This window comes from Pseudomonas sp. DP-17, assembly GCF_022380625.1.
Lineage (GTDB): Bacteria > Pseudomonadota > Gammaproteobacteria > Pseudomonadales > Pseudomonadaceae > Pseudomonas > Pseudomonas nitroreducens_A.
On sequence record NZ_JAKSXG010000001.1, the window covers coordinates 348451 to 369682 of the forward strand.

Here is a 21232-nt window from a genome sequence, read left to right on the forward strand (position 1 = left end):
ACAGGAGTCAGCCGCGCGCCTTGCGACGCAGCACGAAGAGCGCCTGGGGCAGCACACGGCGATCATCGACGAAGTCGATGAGTTCGAAGTCTTCCAGCCAGTTCTGCTCGATGTAGCCGCGCGAGATCAGCGACTCGCCGTAAGTACCGTCGTACTGGCCGAAACCGGCATGCAGGAACGCGCCGCCATCGTAGTCGGCATAGGCCTGCTCGGGATCGACGAAGGAATCGGCGAGATTGGCGTACCAGGGATGACTGCGGTCGTTGCTGGCGCGGATGCGCCGGCAGAACTCGATGAAGTCGCGCCCCTGGGTAGTCATCAGCACCAACGCACCCGGGCGCGTGATGCGGGCGAATTCCTTGATCCAGGCGTCGGCGCAATCGGGCGCCAGGTGGGAGAACACCGAGTAGCCGAAGATCAGGTCGACCAGGTCATCGCGCAGGTCGCAGGGCGGGAAGCTCTCGACCTTCAGGAAGTTGCCCATGCCGAATGCCTTGCGGCAATGCTCGGTCATGCCCGGATTCACTTCCAGACCGTAGAGGTTGTCCGGCTGAACGTACTTGAGCATGAAGCGGGTGTAGCGGCCCCAGCCGCTGCCGAAATCCACGGCGCGCGTACGCTCGTCGAACGCCAGGCCATTGTCGCGGGCGTAGTCGAGCATCAGTCGGATAAAGCGATGGGCCTCGTTGAGGGCCGCCACGCCGGAGGAGCCGACATAGATGCGCTGCATCTCCGGGTCGATGAATCCGGGCAGGAAGTGGCCATCCAGTGTCTGGCCTTCGACGCTGCCGTGCAACGCTTCCAGCCACTGCTCATCGCTCAGTGCGGAGGCTGCCTTGTGCAACGCACGAGCGCTGTCCTTCTGCCAGAGGCCCAGGCTGCGGCTGAAGAATTCGCTGCCCAGGGTTTCGAAAGCACTCGGCTTGGCCTGCGCCGCGACGAACGCCTGAAGTTCTTCCTGTTGCGACTGGTTCTGCTGCACCTGCTCAGCCAGCAGTCCGATGAGGTTGCCGGCGACCAGGGATTCGCCTTCCAGCGCGGCGGACTGCTGGAAGCGCCGCAATGCTGCCAGGTGGTCGCCCATGCGGAAGAGCACAACACCCAGGTCGTTCGCCAGCTCGGCATCGACACCGGCCTTGGCCTCCAGCTCCGTCAGCAACGAGAGGGTCTCGCCCAGTTCGCCGGCGGAAAAGTGATGATAGGCCCGGTCCCGGATGTCCTGAAAATCGCTCATGGGTGCTCCCCTGGACGCCACCCGCGGGCTGCGGGGCGGCGCTGATTATCTGCACTGACCTGGCGACAGAATCATGACGCGCGAGGTCTCCGGAGACAGGTAAAGCAATCCGGATGCCCAAATCACCCAGTAGCGAAAGAAATCTCGATGAAAGGAGCGGCAGCGGCGGCAGAGCGCCGCCGGTGTGAAGATCAATTGAGGTAGTTGAACAGGCTCAGCCCGCTGATCTTCACGTAGCTCTGCTGCGCCGCCTGCAGGATGGTCGACTGCATCGACAGGCGCGACAGCGCTTCGGCGTAGTCGAGGTCCTGCAGGTCGGAGATAACGCCGGTGTTCACCAGCTTGACGTCGTCGATGAAGGTCTCGGTGGAGTCGATCACGTTCAGGCGCGCGCCGATCTTGCCCTGGCCGGAGAGGACCTGGGTGTTCACCGAGTCGAGGTTGGAGATGGCCACGGCGGTCGCGTCACGGATGGCGTAGTTGCCTTCCTGGTCCGAGGTCGCGCTGGACAGTGCCTTGCGCAGGTCGGCCACGACGTTGAGCAGGCCCTTCTTCTCGGTAGAGGGATCGCGGTTGATGCTGAAGGTATCCCCCGCCGCGGGCTTGCCGTCGATCTGCACCTTGACCCCACCGTACTCGATGAAGTCGTTGGTCTGGCTGTTGTCGTCGATGGCGCCGGATTTCAGCGGGGTATAGCTGCCGGGCAGCGCTGGGTCGTTGAGGTCGTAGACCTCGTAGTTCTTGTCATCGATGAAGCGGATGCCGATGCCGTCGGTGGCGGCCGGCGGCACGCTGGACGGGAAGGTGCCGTCATAGGCCTGCTTGTCGTTGACCAGGCCAAGGGAGATGCGCCCGGTGCCGGTGTTCGCGGCAGCAGCGCCGGTGGTCACGCGATTGATGTTGTTGACGTCGTCGAACAGCGCCTTGCCGCTGTCGCTGATGCCCAGCAAGGTGCTGCTGGCGATCTGCACCTGGCGTTGGCTTTCGTCGCCCTGGTAGCTGTAGCTGCCGTCGGGGTTGCGCACGAAGGGCTGGGTATCGCCCTGGCTGCCGGAGAACAGGTACTTGCCGCTGGCGTCCTTGCTGTTGAGCAGGTTGAGCAGCTCGTCTTCGCGCTGCGACAACTCGGTGGCGAGGGCGTTCTTGTCGCTGGGGTCCTGGGCGCCGTTGCCGGCTTCGACGGCGATTTCGCGGATGCGCTGGATGACGTTGCCCACCGACTGCAGGATCGATTCCTCGGACGTCAGGCTGTTCTTCGCCGCCGTGATGTTGCTCTTGTACTGGTCGTTGAGCGATTGCTCCTGGCTCAGTTGCAGCAGGCGCACCGAGGCCACCGGGTCATCCGCCGGGGTGAGGATGCGCTTGCCGGTGCTGATCTGCTCCTGGGTGCGGGTAACGCTGCCGTAGTTCTTCTGCAGGCCGCCGACGGAGTTGTTGTACGCCTGGATGGTGGAGATGCGCATGGTCGAGTCCTTCGTCAGCTATCAGCGGAACGCGCCGATCAGGGTGTCGAACAGCGAGCGGGCGACCTGGATGACCTGGGCCGAAGCGCTGTAGTACTGCTGGAACTGGATGAGGTTGGCAGCCTCTTCGTCGAGGTTCACCCCCGACAGCGAGTCGCGGTTGTCCTGGGCCTGCTTGAGCACGGTGGCGCTGGCGTCGGCGTTGTTGCGCACCTGCGCGGTCAGGGTGCCGATGCGTTCCACCAGGCCGCCGTAGGCGTCGTTGTAGGTGGAACCGGCGCTGCCGGTGCCGCCCACGGTGGCCTTGCTCTGCAGGCCGGAGAGCGCCAGGGCGTTGCTGTTGTCGGAGATGCCCTTGGTGTTCATGCCGAGGGTGAAGCTGTCGCCGGCCTGGGGGGCGCCGCTCAGGGTGAATTCGTAGCGGTAGCTGTTGCCGGTGCCCGGGTCGGTGTAGTCCAGGCGCACGGTGTTGGTCTGCCCGGAGGTCAGGCCGGTGGTCGAGGGCGACACGTAGCTCAGGGTCGCGCCCGCCGGCAGCGTGCCGGTGAGGCTGTTGGTCGTCGCATCGAAGCTCAGCTTCAGGCCATTGGCGCCAAACAGGTTCTGCAGGTCGGCGGTGTTGATCGGCGACGGGCCGCCGGTGAGCTTGGGCTGGCCGATGGCGCCGGTGCCACGGTTGTTGGTGGTGGCCTCGCTGCGGGCGGTGCCGGCGAAAGCCAGCTGGTCGGCCTTGGTCAGCACGGTGCTGATGTCGGCGGCGCCGCGACGGGTCGGTTGCAGGGTGAAGCCATCGCCAGCCGGCGGCAGCGTCGGCATGGTGACGGTGAAGCCCTGGTCCGCCCCGCTGCCGTCGGCGAAGCTCAGGGTGTAGGGCCCGGTGCCGCTGACCGTGACGTTGACCTGCGCGTTGTCGGAAAGCCGCCGCGCGGTGAAGTTGTTGCCGTCGTATTCCAGGCGGTAGTCACTGGCGCCCAGCTTGCTGGTGTCGGTGATCTGCAGCTGGGCATCCACAGTGCCGGTGTTGCTCGCCTGTGCCAGCACGCGCAGGCGCGCGATGCTCGGGTCGTTGATGTTGCCGAACAGGTTGCTGCCGGCGTTGCCGGAAAGGTCCAGGCCCTGGCCGAGCTGCTTGTTGACGGTGTCGGCGAAGGTCAGGGCGATCTGCCCCAGCTTGTTGTAGGAGGCGTCCAGGGCGGTGTCGCGGTAGGCGATCAGGCCGCCCATCTGGCCACCGGAAACCTGCGAGGTGATGGTCTGGGTGGCGCTGCCGCTGACCAGCTGCACCTCGAAGCGGCTCGGGTCATTGGTGCCCGGCACCACCTGCAGGGACGAGGTCGTGGTGCCTACCACCAGCGGCTGGCCGGTGCCGATGAACAGGTTGACCGAGCTGTCGTCCTGCGGAACGGCCTGCACGCCGATCAGCTCGGAGAGCTTGCGGATGGTCTCCTCGCGGGCGTCCATCAGGTCGTTGGGCTGCCCGCCGGCGGCCTTGGCCTTGGCGATGGCGTCGTTGTAGCTGGCGACGCTGGAAGCCAGCGAGTTGACCTGGCTGGCCAGCGAGCCGAGCTGCTGGTTGATCAGGCTGTTCTGCTTGTCGAGCTGGTCGTAGAGGGTGTTGAACGACTTCGACAGCCCCTGCGCCTCGGCCAGCAGCGCCTCGCGGCCCTCGCTGGCGGAGGGGTTGGCGGCGGCGGTCTGCAGCGCGGCGAAGAATTTCTGCAGCGCCGGGCTGATGCCGGTGGTGGTGTCGGAGAGCAGCGAGTCGAGCTGTTCGATCTGGCCCTGGAAAGCACTCAGTTCGTTGGACTGGCTGGTAGCAGTACGCACCTGCGAGAACAGGAAGTCGCTGGCGAGCCGGCGCACGTCCACGACCTGGCTGCCCGACCCGATGTAGCCGGCGCCGCTGTATTGCGGGATGCCGGTCTGCTGCACCGATTGCTGGCGGGAATAGCCGGGCGTGTTGACGTTGGTGATGTTGTGGCCGGTCACCGTCAACGACGTCTGGCTGGAACGCAGGCCAGACAGGCCAATGGAAAGTAGATCGCTCATCGCTCTTGGTCCTTATCCCAGGGGCGGGGTGTCCGCCGCGGCGACCGCCTGGTAGACCTGCATCTGCCTGGCGATCTGCGACACCTTGCGGGCGTAGTTGGGATCGGTGGCATAGCCGGCCTGCTGCAGTTCCTTCATGAACTGCTCGGGACGCTCGGTGGAGTCCAGGGCGTCCGAGTAGCGGTCGTTGTTCTGCAGGAAGCTCACGTAGTCGTTGAAGCTCTGCTCGAAGGAGTCGTAGGAGCGGAACGCCGCGACCTCCTTCACTTTCTTGCCGTTCTCGTATTCGCTGGTCAGCGCCCGCGCCGAGTCGCCGCCCCACTTGGAGCCGGCCTTGATGCCGAACAGGTTGTGGCTGCTGGAGCCATCCTGTTCGCGAATGATGGACTTGCCCCAGCCGGTTTCCAGCGCGGCCTGGGCTACCAGGTAGCGGGCGTCGACGCCGATGCGGGCGGCGGCTTTCTGGGCCATGGGCAGCATGGTGGCGACGAATTCGTCCGCCGAGGCGAAGGCCGACTTGGCCCTGGCTTGCAGCGTCGTCTGGGCGGAGCGGCGGCTGCCGGCGTCTTCCGCCGAAGCGGAGGCAGTGGCGCCGACGGCGGCCGCCGCGGCATCCACTGCCTGCACCGCATCGGCGAAGGATCTGGAGGTCTTCCAGTCGTTGCCGGCCAGCGGCTTGCCCTCTTCTTCGGACTTCGCCGCACCCGGCACGATGCCGGCCATGACGCGGTCGGCGAGCCTGCCCGGCAGCGTCAGGCGGCGGGCGTTGAGCAGCTTGGAGTCGTCGCGGCCCTGCTCGGGTTGCGGCAAGGCCTTGCCGCTGGCGTTCACACCGGTGGTCGAAGGCCAACTGGCGGTGCTGTTGAGTTTCGAATCGGCGCCGGCGACCTGGGCGAAGGGGTTGGCTGCGCCGCTGTGCCTGCCGCCGTTCATCTTCGACAGCTGCCGGGTCAGCACGTCCGACAGGCCGATGCCGCGGCCCTTCGTGGACAGGCTGACGGACAGCTGCTGGTCGTACATTTCCTGGTACTGCTTGGTGGTCGAGGTGTTCATGAAGTTGCCCTCGGCCAGCACGTCGTTGGCCGAACGCATGGACTTGAGCATCTCGTTCATGAACAGCGATTCGAATTCCTGGGCCACCTTGCGGATGTTGCCCTCGCTGTCACGGCCGGCGCCGTTCTTGAGCTGCGCCAGGCGGTTGAGGTCGGTGTAGGCCCCGGAGTTGGTCCCGGAGGAGCCTGCGGAAAGCAGTTTGGCATCCACGTCGGCGTCCTCAGATCACGATCAGGTCGGCCTGCAGCGCGCCGGCCTGTTTCAGGGCTTCGAGGATCGCCATCAGGTCGCTGGGCGCGGCGCCCACCTGGTTAACGGCGCGGACGATTTCATCCAGCGTGGTGCCGGGGCCGAACTTGAACATCGGCTTGGCTTCCTGTTCGGCGTTCACCCGCGAACGCGGGACCACGGCGGTCTGGCCGTTGGAGAACGGGCCGGGCTGGCTGACGATCGGGTCTTCGGTGATGGTCACGGTCAGGCTGCCGTGGGTCACGGCGGCCGGCGACACGCGCACGTTCTGGCCGATCACGATGGTGCCGGTGCGCGAGTTGATGATGACCTTGGCCACGGCTTCGCCGGCCTGCACGTCGAGGTTTTCCAGCACCGACATGTAGTCCACGCGCTGGTTCGGGTCCAGCGGCGCGCTGACGCGCACCGAGCCGCCATCCACGGCCTGGGCGACGCCCGGGCCGAGCAGCTCGTTGATGCGGTCGACGATGTGCTTGGCGGTGGTGAAATCCGGGCGGTTGAGGTTCAGGGTCAGCGTGTTGCCCTGGTCGAAGCCGCTCGGTACCGCGCGTTCGACGGTGGCGCCACCGGGGATACGACCCGCCGACGGTACGTTGACTGTGATCTTGGAGCCGTCGCGACCTTCGGCATCGAAGCCGCCGACCACCAGGTTGCCCTGGGCCACGGCGTAGGTCTGGCCGTCGATACCCTTGAGCTGGGTCATCAGCAGGCTGCCACCGCGCAGGCTCTTGGCGTTGCCGATGGACGACACGGTGATGTCGATCACCTGGCCGGGCTTGGAGAAGGGCGGCAGGTCGGCATGGATGGAAACGGCCGCGACGTTCTTCAGCTGCACGTTGCCAACGTTGGCCGGCACCTTGATGCCGAATTGCGCCAGCATGTTGTTGAAGGTCTGCAGGGTGAAGGGCGTCTGCGTGGTCTGGTCGCCCGTGCCATTGAGGCCGACGACCAGGCCGTAGCCGATCAGCTGGTTGTTGCGCACGCCCTGGATGGTGGCGATGTCCTTCAACCGCTCGGCGTGTGCCACCGGGACCATGAGCAACGCACACAACACCGCAAGAACGCAGGAACGGACCTTGTCCGCGATCGCTACCACCGTTTTCCCAGAGACCATCATCGTCTTCACCCTCAGAACGGGAACAGCGGGCTGAGGAAGAAGCGATCGAACCAGCCCGGCTGGCTCGCGTCGGCGAACGCACCGGTGCCCGAGTAGGTGATGCGCGCATCAGCCACCCGGTTGGAAGCGACGGTGTTGTCGGTGGCGATGTCGTCGGCGCGGATCATGCCGGCGATGCGCACCAGCTCGTTGCCGGTGTTCAAGGTCATCCACTTCTCGCCGCGCACGGCGAGGATGCCGTTGGGCATCACATCGGCCACGGTGACGGTGATCGAGCCGGTCAGGCTGTTGCTCTGCCCGGCCTGGCTGTCGCCCTTGGCATCGCGCGAGCCACCATATTCGGCGGAGAGGCTGAGGTCGCCGCCACCGATGGGATTGTCGGTGGTCAGGCTGCTGCCGAGCATGCCGGTCAGGCCCATCTTGGTCTTGCTGTCCTTGGAGATGTCGGCGCTGGCCTTCTTGCTGGCCTGGGTCTTCTCGTTGAGGGTGATGGTGATGATGTCGCCCACGCGGAACGCCTTGCGATCGCCATAGAGGTTGTTGTCGAAACCGGACTGGTAGATCGAACCGTTGTTCTGCGCGGCCGGCATCGGGGTGCGCGGCAGCACCGGCGCGTAATAGGGATCGTCCGGTTTGGGCGGCGGGCTCACGCACCCTGCCAACGCGGCGATGGCCAGCAGCGGAAGGAGGTGGGAACGGTTCATCTACAGCTACCTCTCGGGGAGAGCGACTACGGGATCAATGGATTACAGGTTTTGCGTGACGAAGGAGAGCATCTGGTCAGCGGTCGAAATCACCTTGGAGTTCATCTCGTAGGCGCGCTGGGTGGTGATCATGTTCACCAGTTCCTCGACCACGTTGACGTTGGAGTTTTCCAGGGTGTTCTGCTGCACCGTGCCCAGGCCGTTCAGGCCCGGAGTGCCGACCTGCGGCGCGCCGCTGGAGCCGGTTTCCAGGAACAGGTTGTTGCCGATGGCCTGCAGGCCGGCCGGGTTGATGAAGTCGGCGGTCTGCAGGTTGCCGATGATCTGCGGCTGGGCGTTGCCGTTGGTGGTCACCGAGACGGTGCCGTCCTGGCCGACGGTGAAGGTCTGGGTCTCGTTCGGCACGACGATGGCCGGCTCCAGCGCATAACCGTTGGCGGTGACGATCTGCCCGTCGGAATTCAGGTGGAAGCTGCCGTCACGGGTATAGCCGACGGTGCCGTCGGGCATCAGCACCTGGAAGAAGCCGCGGCCGTTCACCGCCATGTCCAGCGGCTGGTCGGTGGTCTGCAGGCTGCCTTCGGTGAAGTTCTTCTGCGTGCCGACGATGCGCACACCGGTACCCAGCTGCAGGCCCGAGGGCAGTTGGCTGTCCTGGGTGGAGTTGGCACCGGGCTGACGCTTGATCTGGTACAGCAGGTCCTGGAACTCGGCGCGATCACGTTTGAAGCCGGTGGTCGAGACGTTGGCCAGGTTGTTGGAAATGGTGGTCAGGTTCATGTCCTGGGCGGACAGACCGGTCTTGCTGACCCAAAGTGCCGGAAGCATGTCGATCTCCTCGGACGCCGGATTCGTGGCGCCTCGAACGGTTAATCAGGTTTCTTGTCAGCTGAACTGCAAAACACGCGCCATGGCGGCCGAATCATCTTCGGCGGTGCGCATCATCTTTACGTGGAGCTCGAACTGGCGGGACAGCGAGAGAATCGAGGTCATCTCCTCGACAGCATTGACGTTGCTCGCCTCGAGGAAACCCGATTCGATCTTGGCGTTGGCGTCAGCCTGCACCGCCGGCTGGCCGGGCTGTTGCTTGATGCGCACCAGGCCATCGGCGCCCTTTTCCAGTTGCTTGGGGTCCGGGGTAACCAGCTTGATGCGGTCCACCTCGGCGACCACGCTGGGGTTGTCGCCCAGGCCGCGGATGCTGATGGTGCCGTCTTCGCCGATGTCGATCTTTTCCTGCGGTGGCACGGCAATCGGCCCGCCATTGCCGATCACCGGCAAACCGTCGCCGGTGCGCAGCTGGCCAAGGGCGTCGATCTCCAGGCTGCCGGTGCGCACGTAGGCTTCGCCACCATCGGGCGCCTGCACGGCGATCCACGAGTCGCCCTTGGCGGCCACATCCAGGTCACGGCCGGTTTCCTGCAGGCTGCCGGCGGAGAAGTCGGTGGCCGGGCGTTCGCTCATGGCGTAGACCCGCGACGGGAAACTGTCGCCGAACACCTGCATCGAGCGCGCCTGCTCGAAGTCCCGGCGGAAGCCGTTGGTGGAGATGTTCGCCAGGTTGTTGGCGTGGGCGCGCATGGCCAGGGTGTTCTGGCTTGCTCCGCTCATGGAGACGTAAAGCATCTTGTCCATCGAATCCTCCAGACCCGAGCTGATTGCCGCTGCGGGCGTTTGCAAGCGGAGGAAGCAAGTGCCGTACCAATCCGACGAAATTCAGTTAACTTGCTGATTGCAAAAGCAAAAAATAGAAACCCCGGCGATCCGAAGCGCCAAAGCGGCGACGCTCTGCCGCTGGCGGCAAGGCCGGGTCATGCTCGCAATGCCCGTCATTCCCAGAGGCATGCCAGCTTTTTCCCATCCCCAATGCCGCAATGGCTCTACGACTCCTAGGCACTTCCAGTAGGAAGTCCGGCCGTCCGACTATTCTCCAAAGCGTCAAAGAACCGTCTGCATCCACGCCCTGCCCGTCACCACCCGCAACGAGAGTGCTAAAGCTTCATGCAGTCCCTTTCGGACTGAAGACTCCCTTCCGCAAGCGAGTGCTTAACCATGAGTGACTCCCCCTCCACCCTGACACGACGCAATCTCCTCTCCATGATCGGCATGGCCGCTGGCGGCGCGGTGCTGTACCAGGCCATGACCAGCCTGGGTTATGCAGCCGTGCCGCCGTACCGCGGCCCGATGAGGCTCGGCGGCGACCCCAAGGGCGCCAGCGTGCTGATCCTCGGCGCCGGCATCGCCGGTCTGGTGTCGGCCTACGAACTGCGCAAGGCCGGCTACAAGGTGCAGGTCCTCGAATACAACGCCAAGGCCGGCGGTCGATCCTGGACGCTGCGCGGAGGCGATGAATTCACCGAGTTGAGCGGTATCAAGCAGACCTGCCGGTTCGACGAGGGGCTTTACATCAACCCCGGCCCGTGGCGCATCCCCTACAACCACTACGCGATGCTCGACTACTACAGGGAGCTGGGCGTCGGCCTCGATCCATTCTTCCAGGTCAACTACAACGCCTATGTTCACTCCAGCGACGCTTTCGGCGGCAAGCCGCAGCGCCTGCGCCACGTGCAGAGCGACTACCAGGGCGGCGTTTCCGAATTGCTGGCCAAGGTGGTCGGCCAGGGCAAGCTGGACGCGCCGCTGACCAAGGAGGACCAGGAAAAGCTGCTCGAGTCCCTGAAAGACTTTGGCGCCCTGGACAACAACTACCGCTACTCCCAGAGCCTCGGTACGAGCGCGCGGCGCGGTTACGACATCGACCCGGGCGGCGGTCTGATGCCACTGGCGCAGCCATCCCAGCCCATGCAGCTGAAGGATCTGCTTAACTCCGGAATGTGGTCGGCCATCTCCCAGGGCCAGCTCTATGAGTACCAGACCGCCCTGTTCCAACCCACTGGCGGCATGGACATGTTGCCCAGGGCCTTCGAGCGCGAGCTCAAGTCCGTACTGCGCTTCAACGCCAAGGTCAGCGGGATCGAGCAGAACGACAAGGGCGTCACCGCCACCTACACCGACCTGAAGACCGGCAGGACCGAGCACGCCAATGCCGACTGGTGCATCTGCACCCTGCCCCTGTCGATCCTCAGCCAGCTCGAGATCAACGTCAGCGACAAGATGAAAGCCGCCATCGCGGCGGTGCCCTATGACACCGGCTTCAAGGCCGGCATCCAGTTCAAGCGGCGCTTCTGGGAAGACGACGAGCGCATCTACGGCGGCATAACCCGCACCAACCTGCCGATCAACCGCATCAGCTACCCCATGGCCGGCATCAACCAGCCAGGCAAGGGCGTGCTGCTGGCGGCCTACACCTTCGGCGCGGACTCCTACAAGTTCAGCGCGATGACCCCTGACGAGCGCCTGAAGAAAGTCGTCGAGTACGGCGCCCAGATCCACCCGCAGTACCACGAAGAGTTCGACAACGGCATCAGCGTCGCCTGGCACCGCGTGCCCTGGACCAACGGCTGCTATGGCCTGTGGACCGACGACACGCGCAAGGAACACTACGAAAACCTGTGCCGGATCGACGGGCGCATCCTCCTGGCAGGCGAGCACGCCTCCTACATTCCGGCCTGGCAGGAAGGCGCCGCGCTGTCCGCGCGTGACGCGATCACCCGCCTGCACCAGCGCATCGTCGGCTGCCCCATGAACAGGAGCCCAACTATGTCTCGAACCTTCCTCGGCACCGCCCTGCTCGCCCTGGTGTCAACGCTGGCCGTGGCCGCGCCGGACCCTTACCGCCACGACGACGTGATCTTCCGCAACGACGCCAACCACGACTTCACCAGCACCGATGGCGCGGTGCTCTACCAGTCCATCTGCCAGGGCTGCCACATGCCCGGAGGTCAGGGCGCCCACAGCGGCGCGGGGATGTACCCCAAGCTCGCCGACAACCCGCGCCTGACCACCCCGGGCTATCCCGCCACCATCATGCTCAACGGTCTGCATGGCATGCAGAGCTTCGGTGCTTACCTGAACGACGCGCAGATCGCCGCCGTCGCCAACTACGTGACCACCCACTTCGGCAACAAGAGCACGCAGACCATCAGCGAACAGCAGGTCAAGGAGCTGCGGCCGCCCAAACCCATCGTTTACCAGGAAGGCTGACTCCACACCCGCCTCCCGTCACAACAGAAGGCCGACCGATGAAACGACACCATTCCTTCACCCTCGCGCTCTCCCTGGCCGTGCTGGCCGGCCCGCCCGGCGCCAGCGCCGCCGAGGTGATCCGCTACAAGCTGCCCGACTCCAACTTCCCCATCGCCCTGGCCGTGGAAGTGCCCGAAGGCTATTCGGAAATCCACGTCAGCGGCCTCACGCCCGGTGCCGTGCCGCAGAAGGATCTCTCCGGCGCCACCGTGGTGTACGGCGACACCAAGACCCAGACCGTCAGCGTCCTCCAGTCCATCCAGGGCACCCTCAAGTCCATGGGGCTGGGCATGGGCGACGTGGTGAAGATGCAGGCCTACCTGGTGGGCGACCCCAAGCACGGCGGCAAGATGGACTTCTCCGGCTTCATGGAGGGCTACAACCAGTTCTTCGGCACCGCCGCCCAGCCCAAGGTGCCGGCGCGCTCGGCCATCCAGGTCGCCGGCCTGTTCGATCCCGGCTGGCTGGTGGAGATCGAAGTCACTGCCGTGCGCAAGAAGCACTGAGCCTTCAATTCCGACAACGGCCCTGCCATGACGGGGCCCCCGCAGGACCTTCAGGGGCGCGCCGCCCCCTCACCGTTGATTCAAGGAACCCGATATGAGCCAGACAGTGGCAGAACTGATGGTCGACATCCTGCATGGCGCAGGTGCCCGGCACTGTTGGGGCATTCCCGGCGACACCCTCAACCACTTCACCGACGCCCTGCGCCGGCAGGGTGGCATCCGCTGGGTACACGTGCGTCACGAAGAAGCCGGCGGTTTTGCCGCCGGTGCAGAAGCATTGGTCAGCGACACATTGACCCTGTGCGCCGGCAGCTGCGGGCCAGGCAGCCTGCACTTCATCAACGGGCTGTTCGAATCCCACCGCAACGGTGCGCCAGTGGTACTGATCGCCAGCCAGATCCACAGCGACGACCAGGGCACGGACTTCCCCCAGGAAGTCGACTTCCTCCAGGTCTACAACCGTTGCAGCGTCTACTGCGAGGAAATCCACAGCCCGCAACAGGCGCTACAGAAAACCCGGCAGGCCGTTCAGGAAGCGCTGAACAAGCGCGGCGTGGCCGTGCTGGTGCTGCCGGCCGACATCGCCGGCATGCCCGCGCCGACCGGCGCCAGGACGTTGCCGGCGATCCGGCCGCGGCCCAGGGTACGTCCGGGCGACGACGAACTGCAGAAGATCGCCGCAGCGCTCAACACCGGCAAGTCCGTCGCCATCTACGGCGGCATCGGTTGCGCCGGCGCACAGGAAGAGGTGAAGAAACTGGCGGCGGCCCTGCAGGCGCCCATCGCCCACAGCTCCCGCGCCAAGGACTTCCTCGAGCCGGACAACCCCTTCAACGTCGGCATGATCGGCATGATGGGCCACGAGTCCGGCTGCCACGCCGTCAGCCAGTGCGACACCCTGCTGATCCTCGGCTCGGGCTTCGCCTGGCGGCAGTTCTACCCGGAACACGCGAGCATCATCCAGATCGACATCCAGGCCAGTCATCTCGGCCGCCGCCACCCGATCAGCCTGGGCGCGGTGGGCGATGTGCGCAGCACCTTGGAAGCCTTGCTGCCGCTGATCACACCGCGGCAGGAGCGCGGCTTCCTCGAACAATGCCTGGAGCACCACCGCAAGTCGCTGGAAGGCCTGCGCGAACATGCCCAGCCGACGCGCAATGGTTTGATCCGCCCGCAGTACCTGACCAGCCTGATCGACCGCCACGCCGACGCAGACGCAATGTTCACCGCCGACGGCGGCTCACCGATGATCTGGATCCTGCGCTACATCAGCGCCATGGCGGGCCGACGCACCCTGGCCAGCCTGGTCCACGGCACCATGGCCAACGCCATGCCGCAGGCCATGGGCCTGAAGGTCGCCTTCCCCGAACGCCAGGTCATCGCCCTGTGCGGCGACGGCGGCCTGTCGATGCTGATGGGCGACCTGCTGACGCTGGTTCAGGAGCAGATTCCGCTGAAGCTGGTGGTGTTCAACAACAGCGCGCTGTTCTTCGTCGAACTGGAGCAACGGGTGGAAGGCCTGCTCGACGCCTTCACCAACCTGCAGAACCCGGACTTCGGCCGCGTGGCGGAATCCATCGGCCTGTGGGGGCGCAAGGTGAGCCACTGCGAGGATCTGGAGGCAGCCGTCGTCGAATGGCTGGCACAACCCGGCCCGGCGCTGCTCGACGTGGTGGTCAACCAGGAGCTGGTGATGCCGCCCAAGGTCGCGCCGGATGCGGTCAAGGGCATGGCCCTGTACGCGGCCAAGGCGGTGATCAGCGGGCACGCCGGTGACGTGGTGAAAATGATCGAGAACCACCTCGCTCGCTGACAGCCCACTCCCTTGTAGAGAATGAGCTGCAACGAAAAAGCCCCGCCGGGCAAACCGGCGGGGCTTCTTCATGACGACGATCAGCGCAGGTTGATGATGGTCTGCGTGACCGCGTCTTCGGTCTGGATGGTCTTGGCGTTGGCCTGGTAGTTGCGCTGGGCGACGATCAGGTCCACCAGTTCGTTGGACAGGTCCACGTTGGACGCCTCCAGCGAACCCGATTGCAGGGCGCCGAGGGTGCCCGAGCGCGGCGTGCCGACTACCGGCTCGCCGGACTCGGAGGACTGTACCCAGGAGGTCTTGCCGATCGGCGTCAGGCCCTGGACGTTGGCGAAGTTCGCCAGCACCACCTGGCCCTGCACCTTGGACTGGCCGTTGGTGTAGCGAGCGAAGATGTTGCCCTCGTCGTCGATTTCCAGGCCCGACAGCTGGCCAGTGGTGTAGCCGTCCTGGTTGACGCTGTTCACTGCAAAGGCGGTGGCGTACTGGGTCGACTTGCGGATGTCCAGGGTGATGCCGCCGGCGTTGGCGGTGGCGCCGTTGGCGCTCCAGGTGGCCGGAGTCTTGCCATCGGAGATGGCCGGGACCCAGTCGCCCATCACCAGGGTGCCGTCGGTGGGGTTGACCGTGAAGGCATCGCCGGTGCCGTTGTTCACCGGGGTCTGGGTCAGCAGTTGGCCCGCCGGGCTGAAGGTCAGGTTGACTTGGTACGGGCTGGTGCCCATGCCGCTGACGGCGGCCAGCACGCTGGCCGGGGTCGCGCCTGTGGCAGCGGCAGCCGCGTTGGCAGCGGCAATCGCCGCCGGGGTCGCGCCAGAGCCGGCAACGGCGGCGGCAACGCTGGCCGGCGTCGCGCCGGTCGCCGCAGCCGCGGTGGTGGCCGCGCTGATGGCAGTGCTGTCGTCGCTCGGGCTGGCCGGGTTGCGGCCGTCCACCAGCACGTTCATGGTCCAGGTGTTCGCTCCGGTCTTGGTGAAGTACTGGGTCATGACATGGGCGTTGCCCTGGCTGTCATAGATGTTCACCGAGGTCGAGGAGTTGTAGGTGGTCGGGTCGGCCGAGTTGAACGGGGTGACGGTCGGTGCGGTGTTGGTGGAGTTCAGGTTGAAGGTCTGGCTGACCTGGGTGGTCGCCTTGGGCGCCTGGTTCGAGGTCTCGATGCGCAGGTCGCCGACCACGCCGCTCTGCAACTGTCCCTGGGCGTTCACCGGGTAGCCCTGCAGGCGGTAGCCGTTGTTGTCCACCACGTAGCCGTTCTTGTCGGTGCCGAAGTAGCCGGCGCGGGTGTAGCTCACCGCCCCGTTGTTGCTGGTGACGAAGAAGCCGTTGCCGTTGATGGCCATGTCCAGCGCGTTCTGCGTCGAATCGATGGTGCCCTGGTTGAACAACTGCGAGACGTTGGACAGCAGCACGCCGCTGCCCACCGGGTTGCTGCCGCTGCCCAGTACGGAGGCCGCGTAGACGTCGGAGAACTCCGCGCGGGACTGCTTGAAGCCGACGGTGCTGGCGTTGGCGATATTGTTGCCGGTGGTGTTGAGGTCACTGGAAGCGGCCTTGATACCACTGAGCCCGATATTGAATGACATGCTTAGCTCCTGGTCGGTATCGCCGACTTACTGGCCAATGATCTGGACTTTGGACAGGCCGATGCTGCCCAGTCCGGCGAGGTTGAGGGTCAGCTCGCCGCCGTTCTGCCCCAGCGTCACGCTGTCCACGTTGGCCGGCAGGAAGGTGGTCAGGCCGTAGGTCTTGCCCTCGTAGTTGGTCTGCGCTTCGAACTTGTAGCGGCCGGGCGGCGCGAGCTTGCCGCTGGAGTCCTTACCGTCCCACATGAAGCTGACGTTGCCGGCGGTCTGCTGGCCCATCTCCACGCGGTTCACCAGGGTGCCGCTGTCGTCGTAGATGTTGACCCAGCTGTTGGCCGTGGACACCGGCAGGGTGTAGGTGCCCTTGAAGGTCTCGGCGGTATCCACCATCGATTTCTCGGTTGGAACTATCACCTTGCGGCCGACCAGCGACGAGGCCTGCAGCGCCTGGGACGACTGGTAGTTGGAAAGCACGCTGTCCATGCTGGTGTTCAGCGACTGGATGCCTTCCACGGTGCTGAACTGCGCCAGCTGGGCGATGAACTCGCCGTTCTCCTGGGGCGACATCGGGTCCTGGTTGTTCATCTGCGCCACCAGCAGCTTGAGGAACTCGTCCTTGCCAAGATTGCTCTTACCGGCGGTCGCGGTGCCGCCGCTGTCCTTGTTGATCGCATACTGGTCCAGAACCGAGCTGGAGCCGTTGATGCTGCTGTTATCGATGCTCATCGTGCTCTTTCCTCAGCTTACTGACCCAGGGTCAGGACCTTCTGCATCATCTGCTTGGCGGTGTTCATCATTTCCGCGTTGGTCTGGAACGAGCGGCTGGCGGAGATCATGTCGGCCATCTCCTCCACCACGTTGACGTTCGGGTAATAGACGTAGCCGTCCTTGTCGGCGGCCGGGTGGTTCGGCTCGTAGCGAGGGACCAGCGAGCTCTTGTCTTCCACCACACCCAGGACCTGCACGCCGGAGCCGGCCTGGTCGGTCTCGCCGAACAGCGACCCCTGCTCGCCGCCTCCCTGGGCCTGCTGGAACATGGTGGCGAACACCGGATGGCGGGCACGGTAGGTCTGGTCGACGCTGGAGGACACGGTCTCGGCGTTGGCGATGTTCGAGGCGGTGGTGTTCAGACGGGTGGTCTGGGCACTCATGCCGGTACCGGCGATGTTGAAGACACTGGCAAGCGACATGGCGATTACTCCCCGCGCAGGGCGTTCATCAGCCCTTTGAACTTGCTGTTGAGGAAAGTGAACGAAGCCTGGAACTGCACGGAGTTCTCCGCGTAGTTGGACTGTTCGATCTGTTCATCGACGGTGTTCTGGTCGATCGACGGCTGGGTCGGGTTGCGATATTTAAGCGACTCGTCACCGATGCCGAAACCGTCCGCGGCAATGTGATGCGCGTTGGTCAGGGTGGCGCTGAAGGTGCCGTTCTTCATCTTGTCCGACTGGGCCGCCAGCACCGAGGCGAAATCCAGGTCGCGCGCCTTGTAGTTGGGCGTGTCGGCGTTGGCCAGGTTGTTGGCCAGGACTTCGGCGCGCTGGGAGCGGAAGCTCAGTGCTTGCTGGTGGATGCCGAGGGCTTTGTCGAAGCTGATGCTCATGGTCACGAACCTGTTTGCCGGTGTGGGCTTGCCAACACTTCAGCAAGGTGCGTGCCATATTGTCATTTCCTTGTTAATCAATGGCTTGAGAGGATTTCCGACGCGGCAAGGAGCGGCAAACAGCGGCAAAGCGGCAACCCGTTTCCTTGCCGCCAGGGGCAAGGCGGCAAGCTTGCCGCTGCGCTTTGCCGCCCCTTTCAGGTGGCCTCGCTGAAGTGCAGTTTCAGGGGTTGAGCGGCATGGATGCCGCGAGAGCCGCGATCGGCCAGGGATGGCCCTTCGTGGGAGGACGCCTAGTTCGTGCCCCTGAAACTGCGCCTCGATGAATTTTTCGCCTAAGCGAAAAGCCGGATGAAGGGGCAGGACCTTTGCCCACTTTGGGTGGGGCGGCCATCCGTCTCTCCAAAGCGGGTCGCCCGAGGGGCGAAACCAAGAGGTCTCAGCACACACCGTAGCGGCGCGGAAAACCCTTCCCGCAACGGGTCAACACTGCAAGAACCCCGCCCGAACAGGCGGGGGTCGGCCATCACTTGGCCTTGTAGATGATTCCCGGGCTGCACTGGACCATTTGGTAGTGGTCCGGCAACGCGTTGAGCGCTTCGGAGGCGCCGAGGAACAGGTAGCCGCCCGGCTTGAGCGTGGCATGGATGCGCAGGAGGATGTCGCGCTTCACCTCGGCCGAGAAATAGATCAGCACGTTGCGGCAGAACACCATGTCGAACTTGCCCAGTGTGGCGTAGCTGTCCAGCAGGTTCAGCGCGCGGAACTCCACGCGGCTCTTGATCGCCGGCTTGACCGTCCAGCGCCCCGGGGTCTTCTGGTCGAAGTAGCGGGCCAGGCGCTCCTGCGACAGGCCACGGCCAATCGCCAGGCTGTCGTACTCGCCGGCCTTGCAGGCGGTGAGCATCGAGCCGGAGAGGTCGGTGGCGACAATCTGCACGCCCGCCTTCAACTGGCCGAGGTTGGTGCGCTCGAATTCGTCGATGGCCATGGACAGCGAATACGGCTCCTGCCCCGAGGAACAGGCCGCCGACCAGATGCGCAGGCGCTGGCCGGGCGATGCCTTGATCATTTCCGGCAGCACGCGGTTCTTCAGTACCTCGAAGGGATAGGTATCGCGAAACCACAGGGTCTCGTTGGTGGTCATCGCGTCAACCACCTGCTCGCGCAGCTGGCTGCGAACCTGGATCTTCTGCACCAGCTCGCCCAGCGACTTGATGCCCTGCTGCTCCATCAACTTGTTCAAGCGGCTGGAGACCAGGTACTGCTTGTTGGCGCCCAGGAGGATGCCGCAGGTCTTCTCCAGGAAATCCCGGAACAGCTCGAATTCGGAATTGGTGGATGTCACAGATACGCCTCTTTACTCGTGGACAGCTGTTGCCTGCTAGGACGGCAGCCGCCTGACCGGTGTTCCAAAAAACATAGACGATACGGGCGGCACCGGCGCCACCCGCGTCTTTACATGCCGCATCAGGCCGTTGCGCCATCCACTGCCTTGATCCGTTCCGACACGCGGGCGGCCAGGTCATCGGGACGGAACTTGGCCAGGAAGTCGTCAGCACCGACCTTCTTCACCATGGCCTGGTTGAACACCCCGGACAGCGAAGTATGCAGGAGAATGTGCAGATCCTGCATGCGCGGGTCGTGACGGATTTCCGCCGTGAGCGTGTAGCCGTCCATTTCCGGCATCTCGATATCCGAGATCACCATCAGCAGATCACTGCCCGGATGGCCGCCGGCTTCCACCATCTGGTTCAGGTAATCCAGTGCCTGGCGGCCATCGTTGAGCGCCAGCACTTCCACGCCGACGGTCTCCAGGCAACGCACCAGCTGCTTGCGCGCCACCGACGAGTCGTCCACCACCAGCACACGCTTGCTCACCGCGCGGGCCTGGGTTTCGGCATCCAGCACGCCTTCGGAGATGTCCTCCGAAGTCGGTGCCACCTCGGCGAGTATCTTCTCCACGTCGATGATTTCCACCAGCTGGTTGTCCACCCGCGTCACCGCCGTCAGGTAGTGATCGCGACCGGTGCCCTTGGGTGGCGGATGGATCGACTCCCAGTTCATGTTGACGATGCGCTCCACCGAGTGCACCAGGAAGCCCTGCACCTTGGTGTTGTACTCGGTGATGATCACGAAACTGTTGGCGATGTCGCGCAGGGCGTGACGCCCCGTGGCCAGCGCCAGGTCGAGGATCGGAATGGTACCGCCGCGGATGTTCGCCACCCCGCGCACCACCTGGCTGGATTTGGGCATCACGGTCAGGCGGGGGCATTGCAGCACCTCCTTCACCTTGAACACGTTGATCCCGTACAGCTGGCTGCCGTTCAAGCGGAACAGCAGCAGTTCGAGACGATTCTGGCCAACCAGCTGCGTACGCTGGTTGACCGAATCCATGACTCCGGCCATTGAGCCTCCTGTGCACGCAACGCCGCCCGACTCGCGAAGACGGCATGACCATTGCTTGGATCGTTGCATGAAACAAGCAACGACATTTTTCCGACGTCTGCCAAGCGCGCCCACCCGGGTGGCGGCCCTGTTCGGCATGACGGGTGCGCTGACCTTCTCCCCGGCTGGGGCGCAAGGCTTCACCGCGCCTGAAATCCTTATCGGCTCCACCCAGGGCTTTCTTGAGTTCAAGGTGGAAGATTATCTGCAGACTTCCGGCATAGACGCGCGCTACGACATCGAAGTCGCGCGCATCGACCCCCGCCTGCGCCTGGCGCAATGCGACAAGGACCTGACGCAGGCGCTGGAAAGCCCGGCGCAGCCCGTTGGTCGGGTCACCGTGCGGGTTCGCTGCGACGGCTCCTCGCCCTGGACGGTCTTCGTGCCGGCCACGGTCAGGCTGTTCCGTCAGGTGGTCGTCACCACCCAGCCGCTCAAGCGCGACCACGTGATCGAGGCCGCCGACATCAGTGTCGTCGAGCGCGACGTCGGCCCCCTGACCCAGGGCTACCTGACCGACCCCGAGCGGGCCCTGGGACAGAAGCTCAAGCGCGCCACAGTGAACGATCAGGTGCTGGCACCGGTCTTTCTCGAACAGGCTGCCGCAATTCGCAAGGGCGAGCAGGTGGTAATCCGCGCGCGCACCAGCGCCATCAACGTGCTGATGCCCGGCGAGGCGCTGTCCGACGGCGTGCCCGGCGAGCAGATCCGCGTGCGCAACCTCCGCTCGCAGCGTATCGTCAAGGCGCGGGTGATCGAGCCGGGGACCGTCGAAGTCACCCTGTAGCTCTGCGGTTTACGGCCATTTCTGGCATGATGACGGCAGCAGTCAGCAAAATGTGTAAGGGCGCACAAAAATTCGGCCTAAAGTTTTTCTGCAGACGGCCGAAAAGCTTGGCAAGCGTCCAATACCTCCAGAGGTTTCCACCATGGTTATCGACTTCAACCGGCTGAACCCGGCCACTACGCCAGCCACCACTGGCCGTAGCGGTGCCGCCCAGAGCGGTCGCAGCGAAGCCGCCGCCGAGCCCACCGTCAACGCCCCGGCCAAGAGCGGCGAACCTGTACAGCTCAGCGACACCGCGCAACAGCTGCAGAAAGTGAGCGATCAACTGAAGGACCAGCCCGTGGTCGACAATGAGAAAGTGGCTCGCATCAAGGCGGCCATCGCTGACGGCAGCTATCAGGTCGACAGCCAGCGGGTAGCCGGCAAGCTGCTCGACTTCGAATCCCAGCGCTGAGCCCGCTCGCGCTGGACCAC

Annotated in this window: 19 protein-coding genes; 5 read left to right on the forward strand and 14 right to left on the reverse strand. The window is 64.7% G+C overall.

The window, feature by feature from the left end:
* Positions 1-7: 7 nt before the first annotated feature.
* From MJ122_RS01625 to flgF, 8 genes are all read right to left on the reverse strand, one after another.
* Positions 8-1234: a methyltransferase domain-containing protein gene (locus MJ122_RS01625; protein WP_239741942.1), complete on the reverse strand. Its 1227-nt coding sequence runs from the start codon at positions 1232-1234 to the stop codon at positions 8-10.
* A gap of 191 nt (positions 1235-1425) precedes the next feature.
* On the reverse strand, positions 1426-2697 hold the full coding sequence (gene flgL / locus MJ122_RS01630) for a flagellar hook-associated protein FlgL (RefSeq protein WP_088416709.1): 1272 nt from the start codon (positions 2695-2697) through the stop codon (positions 1426-1428).
* Positions 2698-2718: 21 nt separating this feature from the next.
* Complete coding sequence (flgK, locus tag MJ122_RS01635) at positions 2719-4746, reverse strand: flagellar hook-associated protein FlgK (RefSeq protein WP_239741944.1); 2028 nt, start codon at positions 4744-4746, stop codon at positions 2719-2721.
* Between the two features lie 12 nt (positions 4747-4758).
* Entirely contained in the window at positions 4759-6009 is a 1251-nt protein-coding gene (flgJ, locus tag MJ122_RS01640; RefSeq protein WP_239741946.1) for a flagellar assembly peptidoglycan hydrolase FlgJ, read from the reverse strand.
* A gap of 10 nt (positions 6010-6019) precedes the next feature.
* The gene (locus MJ122_RS01645) at positions 6020-7084 is read right to left on the reverse strand and encodes a flagellar basal body P-ring protein FlgI (RefSeq protein WP_239742782.1); all 1065 of its coding nucleotides are present in this window, start codon (positions 7082-7084) and stop codon (positions 6020-6022) included.
* 92 nt (positions 7085-7176) lie between these two features.
* A complete protein-coding gene (gene flgH / locus MJ122_RS01650) occupies positions 7177-7869 on the reverse strand; it encodes a flagellar basal body L-ring protein FlgH (RefSeq protein ID WP_088416705.1) in 693 nt (230 codons plus the stop codon).
* A 42-nt stretch (positions 7870-7911) separates the two neighbouring features.
* Positions 7912-8697 (reverse strand): flagellar basal-body rod protein FlgG, encoded by a 786-nt coding sequence (gene flgG, locus MJ122_RS01655; protein WP_017520256.1) that lies wholly within the window; start codon positions 8695-8697, stop codon positions 7912-7914.
* Positions 8698-8754: 57 nt separating this feature from the next.
* A complete protein-coding gene (flgF, locus tag MJ122_RS01660) occupies positions 8755-9504 on the reverse strand; it encodes a flagellar basal-body rod protein FlgF (protein ID WP_017520255.1) in 750 nt (249 codons plus the stop codon).
* A gap of 417 nt (positions 9505-9921) precedes the next feature.
* Between flgF and MJ122_RS01665 the strand changes: the two genes are divergently transcribed.
* The 3 genes from MJ122_RS01665 (at position 9922) to MJ122_RS01675 (ending at position 14334) form a co-directional block, all read left to right on the forward strand.
* Positions 9922-11973: an FAD-dependent oxidoreductase gene (locus MJ122_RS01665; RefSeq protein WP_239741948.1), complete on the forward strand. Its 2052-nt coding sequence runs from the start codon at positions 9922-9924 to the stop codon at positions 11971-11973.
* A gap of 38 nt (positions 11974-12011) precedes the next feature.
* Complete coding sequence (locus MJ122_RS01670) at positions 12012-12521, forward strand: RidA family protein (RefSeq protein ID WP_239741950.1); 510 nt, start codon at positions 12012-12014, stop codon at positions 12519-12521.
* A gap of 94 nt (positions 12522-12615) precedes the next feature.
* Positions 12616-14334, forward strand: coding sequence for a thiamine pyrophosphate-dependent enzyme (locus MJ122_RS01675; RefSeq protein WP_239741952.1), 1719 nt, complete (start codon positions 12616-12618; stop codon positions 14332-14334).
* A gap of 80 nt (positions 14335-14414) precedes the next feature.
* On the opposite strand, the gene MJ122_RS01680 is transcribed toward MJ122_RS01675, so the two are convergent.
* From MJ122_RS01680 to MJ122_RS01705, 6 genes are all read right to left on the reverse strand, one after another.
* Positions 14415-15920 carry a flagellar hook protein FlgE gene (locus MJ122_RS01680; protein WP_088416700.1) on the reverse strand — a complete coding sequence of 502 codons (1506 nt, stop codon included), beginning with the start codon at positions 15918-15920 and terminating at the stop codon, positions 14415-14417.
* 27 nt (positions 15921-15947) lie between these two features.
* On the reverse strand, positions 15948-16646 hold the full coding sequence (gene flgD, locus MJ122_RS01685) for a flagellar hook assembly protein FlgD (protein WP_088416699.1): 699 nt from the start codon (positions 16644-16646) through the stop codon (positions 15948-15950).
* Positions 16647-16663: 17 nt separating this feature from the next.
* A complete protein-coding gene (gene flgC, locus MJ122_RS01690; RefSeq protein ID WP_088416698.1) occupies positions 16664-17110 on the reverse strand; it encodes a flagellar basal body rod protein FlgC in 447 nt (148 codons plus the stop codon).
* A gap of 5 nt (positions 17111-17115) precedes the next feature.
* Positions 17116-17523 carry a flagellar basal body rod protein FlgB gene (flgB, locus tag MJ122_RS01695; protein WP_017520251.1) on the reverse strand — a complete coding sequence of 136 codons (408 nt, stop codon included), beginning with the start codon at positions 17521-17523 and terminating at the stop codon, positions 17116-17118.
* Between the two features lie 526 nt (positions 17524-18049).
* Positions 18050-18871 (reverse strand): protein-glutamate O-methyltransferase CheR, encoded by an 822-nt coding sequence (cheR, locus tag MJ122_RS01700; protein WP_017520250.1) that lies wholly within the window; start codon positions 18869-18871, stop codon positions 18050-18052.
* A gap of 122 nt (positions 18872-18993) precedes the next feature.
* Positions 18994-19932: a chemotaxis protein CheV gene (locus MJ122_RS01705; RefSeq protein WP_017520249.1), complete on the reverse strand. Its 939-nt coding sequence runs from the start codon at positions 19930-19932 to the stop codon at positions 18994-18996.
* A gap of 136 nt (positions 19933-20068) precedes the next feature.
* On the opposite strand from MJ122_RS01705, the gene flgA reads away from it, so the two are divergent.
* Both flgA and flgM read left to right on the forward strand, forming a co-directional pair.
* The gene (gene flgA, locus MJ122_RS01710) at positions 20069-20758 is read left to right on the forward strand and encodes a flagellar basal body P-ring formation chaperone FlgA (RefSeq protein ID WP_088417033.1); all 690 of its coding nucleotides are present in this window, start codon (positions 20069-20071) and stop codon (positions 20756-20758) included.
* Between the two features lie 142 nt (positions 20759-20900).
* Positions 20901-21212: a flagellar biosynthesis anti-sigma factor FlgM gene (flgM, locus tag MJ122_RS01715; RefSeq protein ID WP_088416697.1), complete on the forward strand. Its 312-nt coding sequence runs from the start codon at positions 20901-20903 to the stop codon at positions 21210-21212.
* Positions 21213-21232 lie beyond the last annotated feature (20 nt).